Raw genomic sequence first — 13,108 nt, 5'->3', positions numbered from 1 at the left:
GATGGACACCGACGGCGACCAGCAGGAAAGCGTCGCGCGCGACCGCCTGCAGCCGGTGCTGCTCGACCGCCTTACCGACAAGGCGCCGCAGACCCGACAGGAGCGCGCGGGGGCCTTCCTCATGAGCGGCAGGCTGCTGCGCGACTCGGTGCTGCGCGACCTGCAGTGGCTGCTCAACACCACCAACTTCGGCGCCGAGCACAACATCAACACCATGCCGCGCGCGCGCCGCTCGGTGCTGAACTTCGGCGTTCGCGGCTGGGCCGGCGGGCGCATGTCCGAAGTCGACTTCGCCGATGTCGAGGCCGCCATCCGCGCGGCCATCATCGACTTCGAGCCGCGCATCATGAAAGACAGCATCGACGTGCGCTGCGTGACCGATGCGACCGATCTCGAGCACCACAACCTGCTCGCGCTGGAGATCCGCGGCACCCTGTGGTCGGTGCCGTATCCCATCGAATTCATCCTGCGTTCCGAACTCGATCTCGAAAGCGGGCACATGGTCCTTCGGCCTACCGGAGGCCTCTGATGGATGCCCGGCTGCTGGACTACTACAACCGCGAGCTCACCTACATGCACGAGCTCGGGGCCGAGTTCGCGCAGCGCTATCCGAAGATCGCGGGCCGCCTCGGCATGCGAGGCATCGAGGTCAGCGACCCGTACGTGGAGCGGCTGCTCGAAGGCTTCAGCTTTCTCACCGCGCGCATCCAGCTCAAGATGGACGCCGAGTTCCCGCGCTTCTCGCAGCGGCTGCTCGAAGTGGTCTACCCCAACTTCCTCGCGCCGCTGCCTGCCATGGCGGTGGTGCAGATCGACGGCAACCTCAACGAAGGCTCGCTGAAGGCGGGCTACGAACTGCCGCGCCACACCATCCTGCGCGGCCGGATGATCAAGGGCGAGCAGACGGCCTGCGAGTTCCGCACCGGCCATGCCGTCACGCTGTGGCCCATCCGCATCGCCGAGGCCGGCATCGGCCCGGTGCCGGCGGAGATCGCGCATGCGATGCCCATGGTCGCCCGGCAGGCGAAGAGCGCCATCACCATCAAGCTCGAAGCAGTGGGCGGCGCGCGCTTTGCCGACATGCCGCTGGACCGGCTCGAATTCTTCCTCTCGGGCGCGGAGTTGCATGCGCTGCGCATGCTCGAACTCGCGACGCACCACAGCGTCGGCGTGGTGTGCCGCAGCGGGCCCGGCACCACGGCGCGCATCGTGCCGCTGGGTGACGATGCCATCCGGCACGAGGGCTTCGAGCCCGACCAGGCACTGCTGCCCTATGACGCGCGTTCGTTCCAGGGCTACCGCCTGCTGCACGAGTACTTCGCCTTCCCAGACCGCTACCTGTTCTTCAGCGTGAACAAGCTGCGTGCGGCGGTCGCGGCCATGGGCGGCACGGCGATGGAAATCGTGATCCTGCTCGACCGCGCGGATGCCGACCTCGAACGCCTGGTCGACGCCAAGCATTTCTCGCTGTTCTGCACGCCCATCATCAACCTCGTGCCGCGCCGCAGCGACCGCATTCCGGTGGGGCCGGGCCAGCACGAGCACCATGCGGTGATCGACCGTACGCGTCCGCGCGACTTCGAGATCTTCACGGTGGAGCGCGTCACCGGCCACATGGCCAACGGCTCGGAGGAGCGCGAATTCCGGCCCTTCCTCGGCTCCTTCGCAGCCGACGATGGCGACTTCGGCGCCTACTTCTCGCTGCGCCGCGAACCGCGCCTCGTGTCGGACCGCGCGCGCGCGCAGGGTACGCGCACCAGCTACACCGGCAGCGAGGTCTATGTGTCGCTCGTCGACCAGCACGACGCGCCGTTCCCGCACAGCCTGCGCCACATCACGCTCGACGCGCTGTGCACCAACCGCGACCTGCCGCTGCTGCTGCCGACCGGGCTTGAATCCGACTTCACGCTGCGCGTGTCCGCGCCCGTGCGTTCCATCCGCATCCTGCGCGGGCCCTCGCGGCCCTACCCGGCGCTGGCCGAGGGCGCGCTCACCTGGCGCCTCATCAGCCACCTGGGCCTCAATTACCTGAGCCTCACAGACGTCGACCCCACGCAGGGCGCGGCCGCGCTGCGCGAGATGCTCGACCTGTACGGCAACCTCGCCGACCCCTCGGTGCGCCGCCAGATCCAGGGCGTGCGCTCGATGGCGCTGGCGCCGGTGTTCCGCCGCCTGCCCGAGCCCGGCCCGATCGTGTTCGGCCGCGGCGTGGAGATCGCGCTCAAGATCGACGAGGTCGCGTTCTCGGGCGCGAGCCCGTATCTCTTCGGCGCGGTGCTGGAGCAGTTCTTCAGCCGCCACGTGTCGCTCAACGCGTTCACCGAATTCGCGCTGGCCAGCCTGCAGCGCGGCGAAATCGCGCGCTGGACCCCGCGCGTGGGACGCCGCCCCGCCGTATGAGCGAAACGGGCTTCACCGACGCGGTGCAGCAGCACCAGGAGCAGCAGGAAGCCGCTTCGGCCGGACATGCGCAGGGCGTGGTGCCGGACGCGGCAGAGATCGCCGTCGATCACGAGGTCCTCCAAGCGTCCGCGCAAGGAGCAGGCCTGCCCCCCGCGCGCGGGATCGCGCAGGCCGACCCGGAGCTCTGGGCCAGGCTGCTCGAGCAGCCCTTCGAGCACGACCTTTTCATGCTGCTGCGCCGCCTGGACGCGCAGGACGACCATCCGCTGCTGGGCCGCGCGCCACGCCCGCTCGACGAGCCGCTGCGCCTCGGGCAGGAGCCCTCGATGGCCTTCGCGCCATCGAACGTCTCGGGCGTCGAGGCCGACGGCGACGGGCCGCCGCGCATCTCGATCTACGGCTTCGGCCTGTTCGGCCCCAACGGCCCGCTGCCGCTGCACCTGACGGAGTACGCGCGCGAGCGCAAGCGGCACCACGCCGACAACACCATCAGCGCGTTCGCCGACCTGTTCCACCACAGGCTCATCCTGCTGTTCTACCGGGCCTGGGCCGACGCCCAGTCGGTCAACAGCCTGGACCGCACCGATGGCCACCGCTTCGTCGACTACGTCGCGAGCCTCATGAACATGGGCCAGCCCGGCCTCAAGGAGCGCGACCGCATCGCCGACCATGCGCGCACCTTCATGGCGGGCCACCTCGTTCGCCAGACGCGCAACCCCGAAGGGCTGATCCAGATCATGCGGCTCTACTTCGACGTGCCGGTGCGCATCGACGAGTTCGTGAGCGACTGGGTGATGATCGACGAGCGCCAGGTCAGCCGCATCGGCACGCTCGGGCGCAACCACCGGCTCGGAGGCGGCGCCACCATCGGCCTCGCGGTGCGCGACGCGCAGAGCAAGTTCCGCCTCGAACTCGGTCCGCTCTCGCAGGAGCAGTACCGCGAGTTCCTGCCGGGCAGCAAGCGGCTGCAGCAGGTGGTCGACTGGGTGCGCCAGTACGTCGGCATCGAGTTCGCGTGGGAGCTGCGGCTCGTGCTCAAGAAGCAGGACGCGCGCGGCATGCGGCTCAACAGCAACCAGCGGCTGGGCTGGGGCAGCTGGCTGGGCACGCGCATGTCCGACACCGACGCTGGCGACATGCTGTTCCAGCCCGAAGCATTGTTTTCCCGTTCCGCATCGGCGGCTCCTACCGATGCATTCCTTACCCGCTCTTCCGCAACTCCGCTCGAGACGCCGACGACATGACCACATCACGGTCTTTTCGCGAAACACCGTGGAACCGGCTCTGCCGGGCCACAGGTGTTGCCCCCTGCAAGGGGGTTGGCGTAGCGACACGAAGTGCGCGAAGACTGGGGGTTAGCTTTAATCCATGACCGACATCCGCCGCGTCTCCCTGTTCTCGAAGCTCAATCCGATGCTCTACAAGGCATTGGAGACCGCCACCGCCTTCGCCAAGCTGCGCGGCAACGCCTACGTCGAGCTGGTGCACTGGCTGCACCAGATCCTGCAGCAGCAGGACAGCGACATGCTGCGCATCATCAGGCGCGCGGGGCTCAACCTCGACGCGGTCGAGCAGGACCTGGTGCGCGCCCTCGACCGGCTGCCGCATGGCGCCACGTCGATCAGCGACATCTCCGAGCACGTCGACAACGCCGTGGAGCGCGCGTGGGTCTATGCGAGCCTGCGCTTCGAGGCCACCTCGATCCGCGGCGCCTACCTGCTCGCGGGCATCATCAAGACGCCGGGGCTGCGGCAGGTGCTCTCGGGCATCTCGCGCGAGTTCGACAAGATCGTGCCCGACGTGCTGGTGGCTCAACTTGCCTCGTGGACCGAAGGCTCGCCCGAGGACGACTTCGATGCCGCTGCGGCCAGCGCAGCAGGCGGCGCGCCGGCCGCGGCGCACCACCAGGGCGACGGCCCCGCAGCCGGTGGTTCCGCGCTCGCCAAGTACGCGAGCGACCTCACCGCCAAGGCGCGCGCGGGCGAGCTCGATCCGGTCTATGGCCGCGACGACGAGATCCGCCAGATCATCGACATCCTGATGCGCCGCCGCCAGAACAACCCGCTGCTCACCGGCGAGGCCGGCGTCGGCAAGACGGCGGTGGTCGAAGGCCTGGCCTCGCGCCTCGCCGCGGGCGACGTGCCGCCCTCGCTGAAGGACGTGTCGTTGTGGGTGCTCGACCCCACGCTGCTGCAGGCCGGCGCGGGAGTGAAGGGCGAGTTCGAACAGCGGCTGCGCCAGGTGATCGACGAAGTCGAGAAGAGTCCGAAGCCCATCGTGCTCTTCGTCGACGAGGTGCACACGCTGGTGGGCGCGGGCGGCCAGGCCGGCACCGGCGACGCGGCCAACCTGCTCAAGCCCGCGCTCGCGCGCGGGCGGCTGCGCACCATCGGCGCGACCACCTGGTCGGAGTACAAGAAGTACATCGAGAAAGACCCGGCGCTCACGCGGCGCTTCCAGACCATCCAGGTGCACGAGCCCACCGAGCCCAAGGCGGTTCTGATGCTGCGAGGCATCTCGGCGGAGCTGGAGAAGCATCACGGCGTGCTCATCCTCGACGCCGCGCTCGAGGCGGCCGTGAGTCTGTCGCACCGCTACATTCCCGCGCGCCAGCTGCCCGACAAGGCTGTGAGCCTGCTCGATACCGCATGCGCGCGCGTGGCGCTGAGCCAGCATGCGCTGCCCGCCGCCATCGAAGACCTGCAGCGCCGCATCGAGGTGCTGGGCATCGAGTCGGGCATCGCGGGGCGCGAGGCCGCCATCGGCGTGGGCGAGCACCAGCGCGTGGAAGACATCGCAGCGCAGGTCGAGCAGGCGAAGGCCGAGCTCGAGGTGCTGGAGAAGCGGCGCGTGGAAGAAAGCGCGCTGGTCGAGCGCATCGTCGCGCTGCGCAAGCAGCTCTCGCCGGCGGCAGTGCCGCAAGCTCAGGCCGAGGCATCGGACGCGGGAGACGCCGAGGATGTCGAAGCCGCGGCCAATGCCGACGTGGACCCCGATACGCCTCCCGCCGAACCCCAGCGCACGCCCGACGAAATTCGCGCCGAACTCAACGAAGCGCAGGACAGGCTCTCGCAGCTGCAGGGCGAGTCGCCGCTCATCCTCGCCGCCGTCGATGCGCAGGCTGTCGCCACCGTGGTGGCCGACTGGACCGGCATTCCCATCGGCCGCATGGTGCGCGACGACGCGCAATCGGTGCTCAAGCTCGGCGAGATTCTCTCGGCGCGCGTGGTCGCGCAGCCCGATGCGCTGGAAACCATCTCGCGCCGCATCCGCACCGCGCGCGCGCGGCTGGACAACCCCAACAAGCCCGTCGGCGTGTTCCTGCTATGCGGCCCCTCGGGCGTCGGCAAGACCGAGACGGCGCTGGCGCTCTCCGAAGCGCTGTACGGGGGCGAGCAGAACCTCGTCACCATCAACATGAGCGAGTTCCAGGAGTCGCACACCGTCTCCACGCTGAAGGGCGCGCCGCCCGGCTACGTGGGCTATGGCGAAGGCGGCGTGCTTACCGAAGCCGTGCGCCGCAGGCCCTACAGCGTGGTGCTGCTCGACGAGATCGAGAAGGCGCACACCGACGTGCACGAGATCTTCTTCCAGGTCTTCGACAAGGGCTGGATGGAAGACGGCGAAGGCCGCCACATCGACTTCCGCAACACCGTGATCATCATGACCTCGAACGTCGGCACCGACCTGGTCATGCAGCTGTGCGAAGACCCGACCCTGCGCCCAGACCCCGAGCCGCTGGCCGCCGCGCTGCGCGAGCCGCTGCTCAAGGTGTTCGCGCCCGCGCTGCTGGGCCGCCTCGTTGTAGTGCCTTATTACCCGTTGCACGCAGAGGCGTTGCATCGCATCATCCGCCTCCAGCTCGATCGCATCGCGACGCGCCTGCAGGCGAACCACGGCATCGCACTGGCCTACGACGACAGCGCCGTCGAGCTCGTCGCACGCCGCTGCACCGCCATCGAATCGGGCGGCCGGATGATCGACGCGATCCTCACGCACACCATCCTTCCGCGCCTGAGCGAGGAAGTCATCGGTGCCACCGTCAGTGCGCGCAAGCTGAGCGGCGTGCAGCTCAGCGCCGCGGACGACGACTTCCGCTACGAATTTTCCGAAGCGTAAAAGTACAAGGAGAAATTGCCATGGCCACCAGAGTCGTACGAGCACATACCCCCTTGGGTGAAGACCAGTTGCAGTTTCGCTCGATGAGCGGCAGCGAAGGTCTCTCGCAGCTGTTCGAGTTCGAGATCGACCTGCTGAGCCCCAGTGCGTCGATCGACATGAAGGCCATGCTGGGCAAGCCGATGTCGCTGGAGATCCAGACAGCCAGCACGCCGCGCTTCCTGAATGGGCAGGTTGTTCGTTTCACGATGATCGGCCGCGAAGGCGGCACCGCGCGGCACACGATCTACCGCGCCACCGTGCGTCCCTGGCTCTGGTATCTCACGCGCTCGAGCGACAACAAGATTTTCCAGAACAAAACGGTGGTCGAAATTCTCGAAGAGGTGCTGGGAGACTACGGCTTTGCCTTCGAGAAAAAGCTCACGGGCTCGTATCGGCAATGGGAGAACTGCGTGCAATACAACGAGACCGACTTCGCCTTCGTGAGCCGGCTCATGGAACTGGAAGGCATCTACTACTACTTCAAGCACGAGCAGAACCAGCACACGCTGGTGCTGGCCGACGATGCAGGTGGGCACGAGCCGATGCCCGGCTACGAGACCATCAACTACTTCGCCGCCGACCGTGACGTGACCGAAGACATGGAGGTCATCGACGACTGGCAGGTGACCTCGGAGGTCCGTTCGGGCAGTTACACGGTGGACGATTTCAACTTCACCACGCCCGGGGGGGATCTGGTCAACGTGCGGTCACAGCCGCAGCCCTACGACCATGCCAGCTACGAAATGTACGAATGGCTCGGCGAGTTCACCAATGCGGGAGAGGGTGAACACTATGCGCGAGTGCGGCTCGAGGAAGCGCAGTCGCTGGCAGATCGCAGCGTGGGTCATGCGACGGTTCGGGGCATGGCCCCGGGTTACACGTTCAGCATGCGGAACTCCCCGCGCTCGGACGACAATCGTGAGTATCTGGTCGTTTCCGTGAACTACAAGCTGCGCGAAGGCGGATATGCCACCGGCGCTGCGCCGAGCGATTACGCTTTCAACTTCGTCGTACAGCCCACGTCGTTGCCATTCAGGGCTCCTCGCGTCACCAACGTCCCCCGCACCACCGGCCCGCAGACCGCTGTGGTGGTCGGCCCCGAAGGCGAGGAGATCTGGACCGATCAGTATGGACGCGTGAAGGTGCAGTTCCGCTGGGACCGCAGCGGGCGGCGCAACGAGAACTGCTCGTGCTTCGTACGTGTGTCTCACGTCATTGCGGGTGATGGCTTCGGTGCGGTCTTCACGCCGCGCATCGGCCAGGAAGTGGTGGTCGATTTCGTCGGTGGCCGACCTGACCGTCCGATCATCGTGGGCCGCGTCTACAACCCGCGCGAAATGCCTCCATTCAACCTTCCGGGCGAGCAGACCAAGAGCGGCTTCGTTACGCGCTCGACGCCTGGTGGCTCGCCGGAGACTGCCAATTCGCTCGTCTTCGAAGACAAGATGGGGGCCGAGTTCGTGGCGCTGCATGCGGAACGCAACCTGAATGTCTCTGTGGAGCAGGATGAAACCCATGACACTGGCGGCACGCGCACCACCGTCATCACAGGGCACGAGTCGGCCACCTACAAGGACGGCGAGGAGCGTCACATTACCAACGGCGCGCTGGAAGACATCAAGGGCGGAGAAACGCGCACCGTGCAGGGCGGAGCGAAGGAAACCATCAGCGAAGGCGAGACGCGCGACATCACCGGTGGCGCGAAGGAAACCATTGCTGGCGGCGAGACGCGCAACGTGACCGGCGGGATGAACGAGACCATCAGCGATGGCCTTACCCAGACCATCACCGGTGGCATCAAGGAAAACATCGGTGGTGGCATCAACTCGACCATCACCGGCGGCGTGGTGCAAACCATTTCGGGCGGGGTGAACCTCACCGTCAACGACGGCATGAATTTCACCGTCAACGGCGGCTTTCACAGCAATGTCGTGGGGGACCACACCACTGTCGTGGACGGCGGCAAGACCACTACCACGACGGGGCCGGACACCACCAATACTCCAGCGAAGACCACCAACACTCCCGAGCACACCGTGAACGCCAAGAACGAGGGCTGGTGGCGGTGGACGGACAACCATGGGACCTTCGAGCACACAGGGGCGTGGGCATTGGCGGCGGACCTTTATGGCCTCAAGGCCCAGGCTTCGCTGTTGAACGCGCAGTTCAACGGTACCTTCATGAATATCTCCCGGATCAACATGATCACTGCCAGAGTCAAGCTCGAGAACTCGAGCATCACTGCCAAGAGCGAGACGGTCAAATCCGTGCGCGGCGGGCTGTGCTTTGCCGCCAAGAAACTGTTCATCCGGATCTGAACGGTGAAGCCATTGGAGGCGCTTCACGGCATGAATTGGTGGGACGTTGCGGGCGTGGCGTTTGTGCTGGTGCTGTTCGGCGTCGGTGGCGTTTGGGCTTTGACCGCGCGCATGCCGCCCAGTGCCACGGAGGAGGAGTACCGGGAAGACGAGCGGCGATGGCAGTCGCTGCAGCGCTCGGGCACGCGCGGCGAGGCGACCGTTCTTCGGCTGACGCGTCCTGCCAATCAGCTGGCGATTTCGGGGGGCGAGGCCCTGGCGCTGGCCGCGACCGACCTCCGGTTGTCATTCCAGGACCGCCAGGGTGTTGTTCACGAGGTAACCGTTTCCACTTTCATCGAGCGTGAACTGATGAGCAACTTCGCCACCGGGCGCAGTGTCCCGATCGTGTATGCAGAGGACAACCCTGACCTTGTCGCTATCGATCGCGACAAGGCGCTGCTCGAGATTCACAACACGCCCAATTCATGAGAATCATCAAACCGCTGCGCCTGGGCGCCATGCATCGCCCGTTCCAGAAGGACGGACGGGACTGGCTCGCGCTGACCGCGATCGGAATGACGACACTTCGTGGAGAGCGGGTCTTGCTGCCGGAGCCGGAACTCTGGGAGACCGCTGCCCAGGCCTTGGGCAGCGACGGCGTGCTGGACGCCTCGATGCCCAAGAGCCAACCAGAGTTTCTGGCCACGGGCTATGCGTTCACCCATCACCAGGACGACAAGACTCAGACAGCGGTGAGCGTGCGGGTCGGTCGGCGCAGAAAGGCACTGGCCGTGTTCGGCGACCGTTTCTGGATAAACGGCCGACCCAGTCCGCCGCAGGCCTTCGATGCGATGCCCATCGATTGGCAGCATGCCTATGGTGGCCCGGATCACGAAGAGAATCCGGTGGGCATCGGGCGTAGTGAGGAAGTCGTCAATGGCCTGCGCGCGCGTCGCTTGCCCAACATCGAGAACCCGGACCATCTGCTGCAGCGGCCTGATCAGGAAGTCGTGCCCGCCGGGCTCGGCGCTATCGAGATGCAGCGGCCTTCGCGACTGGGAAGGTTGGGGCACCAGTACGACGATCACTGGAAAGACCATCTGTTCCCGGGCTTCTCCAGGGACATGGACTGGCGCTACTTCAACGCTGCCTCGCCGGACCAATGGCTGGATGAGAGCGATGGAGGACTTGCTGGAGCTGCCTTCGAGATCCGCAACATGCATCCGAAGTATGCGGTGATCCGCGGCACCCTGCCGGCCTGGCGAGCCCGAGGCTTCATCGTGCGCGGCGTTGAACCTCCCATCGGATCCGAAGCGATGCCGCAGGCGAAGGACTTCGAGCAAGTGCCGATGCAGTTGACGACCGCCTGGTTCTTTCCGCATCTGGACCGGCTGGCGCTGGTCTTCCATGGCGCTGTGCCCATTACCGAGAACGATGCCGAGGACGTGAGCCACATGATGGTTGCGCTGGAAGATCCGCAGGATGCGCCGCGCGACCCCGACCACTACTGGCAGGTTCTCCACAGCCGCTGCGATCCCGAGGGCGCGCCTTTCGTCGTGCTGGATGACACGGCCTTGCTGCCCGGTAGATGCATCGGCCCGTGGCTCGATAGCGAAGACGAGGCGCAGCCGGATGCACTGGAACAAAACATGCGCGAGCGCGCCAAGCGTGCACGCGAGCGACTATCGCAGGCCTACAGCGCTTCGGGTGGTGACTTCTCGCGCTACCAGATGCCTGCAGATCCGACTCCTCAAATTCCGACGCTGAAGGACCTGCCTGCCTTCATCAAGAAGACCGAGGCCCTTGTGGCAGAGCAGAAGGAAAGGCTCGCAGCGGCGCGCAGCAAGATGGAAGTGCTAGCGAAAGAAAACGCACCCATGTCCCGCAAGGCCGGCATGGACACTTCGCTGTTCTTCGAGAAGTTCGACCAGGCTGTGGTCAAGGGGCCACCCAGGACCAACACCCGCAAATTGTTCGACGGCATCACCGGCGTTGCGAAAGCAGTGGGAGTGCCCCCCATGGCGCAGGACAAGCAGGACGAGCTGCGGCGTGTGACCGAGCGCGGTGGGCATGGCCTGACGGAGGCCTACAGGCGCATGGCTCATCACCAGTCCGCTGCCGACTCCATGGACGGTATGGCCGTCGTGCGCGCGCGCGAAGAGGTGCAGCGTATCCTGGCGGGCGATCGGGATTTTTCCGACAAGGATTTCACCGGCGCCGACTTCTCTGGCATGGACCTGCGAGGCACCCGCTGGCATCGCGCCTTGCTGGAGGGCGTGGACTTCAGCGGCTGTACCTTGGACGACAGCGACTTCAACGAGGCGGTGCTGGTGCGCGCCAGGCTGCACCGGGCATCGTTGCGGCGCGCGGTCTTCGACGGCTGCAACCTGTCGCTGGCCAGCCTGGAAGACTCGGTCTTCGAGGCAGCCACGTTGCGCCAGATGCACATCGAGAAGCTGGAGGCCCGGCGCTGCGATTTTTCCGGTGCCGTGGTGGAAGAGATCCAAGGGCTGTCCCTGTACGTCGAGCGGTGCCGCTTCGATCGTGCGCGTATCACTGCACTGCAGGTGCTGGAGGCCAGCGTTTTGCGTCAGACGCACTTCGACGATGCCATCTTCGAGCGCTCGTCGTTGATGGAAGCCGAACTACACGATGTTCGCTTCGTCGGTGCCGCCATGACCCATTGCGCCTGGGTGGCGATGCCGACTGTCGAGCGTGTGGATTTGTCGGAATCCACTCTGCTCAAGACCTGCTTCATCGGTGGCACGACGCTGCAAGGAGCATTGTTCCGGAACGCGAAGCTGACAGACTGCTGCCTGCGTGAGGTGCCATGCGATGACGCGGACTTCTCCGGCGCGCGAATCCTCAACAGCGACTTCGGCTCTGCGTCGCTGCGCCGCTCCAACTTCGAAGGAACTGACGCGCCGGGAGCGATGTTCATCCGTGCCGACTTCACCCAGGCTTCGCTCATCGAAGCGGAACTGAGCAATGCCATGCTGAGCAAGGCCATCCTCGCATCGGCAGACCTGCGGCGCGCGAACCTGTTTCGCTCCGATCTGTCGGAATGCCTGGTGGACGAACACACGTTGTTTGACGGCGCGCATGCAGCGCAGGCCGTCACGACGCCGAAGCGCAAGAGCGAGACCATGGCATGACGCCTGCGGATGTGATGGCCAATGTGAAAGCGGGTGAGCGAATCGAAGGCAAGCGGCTCGCCGGGCTCGATTTCCGAGGACTTGATCTGTCGGGCGGATTGTTCGCGCACACTGATTTTTCTGACGCGAACTTCGCCGGCGCTGACCTGCGCGGCAGCCTGTTCGAAGATTGCCGGCTGGCACAGGCCGACTTCGATGGCGCACAACTGGGCCGATGCGCATTCGACCGTTGCGATGGATCCCATGTCCATATGCGTGGCGTCTTCATGGACGACATTGCCTTCCACGAATGCAACCTGACCGGGGCAGTATTCGACCAGGCAGAGAGCACCATGAGCAACTTCGTGGCTTGTGCGTTGGACGATGCTTCTTTTCAGGCGCTGCGCTGCGACATCCTTGTATTTGCGGAGGGCAGCCTGTCACGAACCGACTTCTCGGATTGCTATCTCAAATACACCACCTTCTACGAAGCGGACCTGCGGACCGCACGCTTCGGCGGTTGCAGATTCCAGCAGGCGGTTTTCGTCGAAGCGAATCTCACCGGGCAATCCTTCCGTGAACAGAGTTTCGCGCATTGCCAATTCATCGACGCTCAGATGCGCGACTGCGACTTCGAGCGCGCGACGCTCTTGGCATGCAACTTCATGGGAGCCATGCTGGAAGGGGCGCGCTTCAACGGCGCACATGCACCCAATTGCGTATTCCTGAACGCCAAGATGCGCGGCGCTCAGGCAAGTGATGCCTTCCTGATGCAGGGCATCTGGGTTGATGCCCAGATCGACGGAGTGAACTTCGCCCGCTCGAACCTCGAGCAGGCCGTGTTCCATCGGGCACGCTGCAGCGGCGCCGACTTTCGAGGCGCGCGGTTGGTGTTTGCCGACTTCGCCCATGCCGACCTCCGCCAGGCGGACCTGCGTGAGGCAACGCTGTTGCGCACCCAGATGCACCGTGCCTTGCTCGATGGTGCGCGGATCGGCGACCGCAGCGGTTTTCTTCAACCCGATCCCGATGTCCTGGCTGCCGAAGAATTTTCGGCACGCCGTTCCCAACGCCGTAGACAGGAGAGACCATGACCATATCGTTCGCCGT

8 protein-coding genes are annotated in these 13,108 nt (G+C 65.5%); all 8 read left to right on the top strand.

What is annotated here, in order from left to right:
• Position 1: 1 nt before the first annotated feature.
• Positions 2-529 carry a type VI secretion system baseplate subunit TssE gene (gene tssE, locus ACAM57_RS30705; RefSeq protein ID WP_126022556.1) on the top strand — a complete coding sequence of 176 codons (528 nt, stop codon included), beginning with the start codon at positions 2-4 and terminating at the stop codon, positions 527-529.
• A complete protein-coding gene (tssF, locus tag ACAM57_RS30700; protein WP_369660055.1) occupies positions 529-2,400 on the top strand; it encodes a type VI secretion system baseplate subunit TssF in 1,872 nt (623 codons plus the stop codon). Before tssE ends, tssF begins: the two co-directional genes overlap by 1 nt.
• The gene (gene tssG / locus ACAM57_RS30695; protein ID WP_369660054.1) at positions 2,397-3,647 is read left to right on the top strand and encodes a type VI secretion system baseplate subunit TssG; all 1,251 of its coding nucleotides are present in this window, start codon (positions 2,397-2,399) and stop codon (positions 3,645-3,647) included. The genes tssF and tssG overlap by 4 nt, the downstream gene beginning before the upstream one ends.
• A 124-nt stretch (positions 3,648-3,771) precedes the next feature.
• Positions 3,772-6,522, top strand: coding sequence for a type VI secretion system ATPase TssH (tssH, locus tag ACAM57_RS30690; protein WP_369660053.1), 2,751 nt, complete (start codon positions 3,772-3,774; stop codon positions 6,520-6,522).
• A 20-nt stretch (positions 6,523-6,542) separates the two neighbouring features.
• Entirely contained in the window at positions 6,543-8,882 is a 2,340-nt protein-coding gene (locus ACAM57_RS30685; RefSeq protein WP_369660052.1) for a type VI secretion system Vgr family protein, read from the top strand.
• A 3-nt stretch (positions 8,883-8,885) separates the two neighbouring features.
• On the top strand, positions 8,886-9,353 hold the full coding sequence (locus ACAM57_RS30680) for a hypothetical protein (RefSeq protein ID WP_369660051.1): 468 nt from the start codon (positions 8,886-8,888) through the stop codon (positions 9,351-9,353).
• Complete coding sequence (locus ACAM57_RS30675) at positions 9,350-12,019, top strand: DUF2169 domain-containing protein (protein WP_369660050.1); 2,670 nt, start codon at positions 9,350-9,352, stop codon at positions 12,017-12,019. The genes ACAM57_RS30680 and ACAM57_RS30675 overlap by 4 nt, the downstream gene beginning before the upstream one ends.
• On the top strand, positions 12,016-13,092 hold the full coding sequence (locus ACAM57_RS30670) for a pentapeptide repeat-containing protein (protein WP_369660049.1): 1,077 nt from the start codon (positions 12,016-12,018) through the stop codon (positions 13,090-13,092). Before ACAM57_RS30675 ends, ACAM57_RS30670 begins: the two co-directional genes overlap by 4 nt.
• Positions 13,093-13,108: the final 16 nt, after the last annotated feature.

The sequence above is a fragment of the Variovorax sp. V15 genome, assembly GCF_041154425.1.
Classification (GTDB): Bacteria; Pseudomonadota; Gammaproteobacteria; order Burkholderiales; family Burkholderiaceae_C; genus Variovorax; species Variovorax guangxiensis.
The sequence above is the reverse complement of the archived record's forward strand: the minus strand, read 5'-3'. Positions and strand labels throughout refer to the sequence as shown.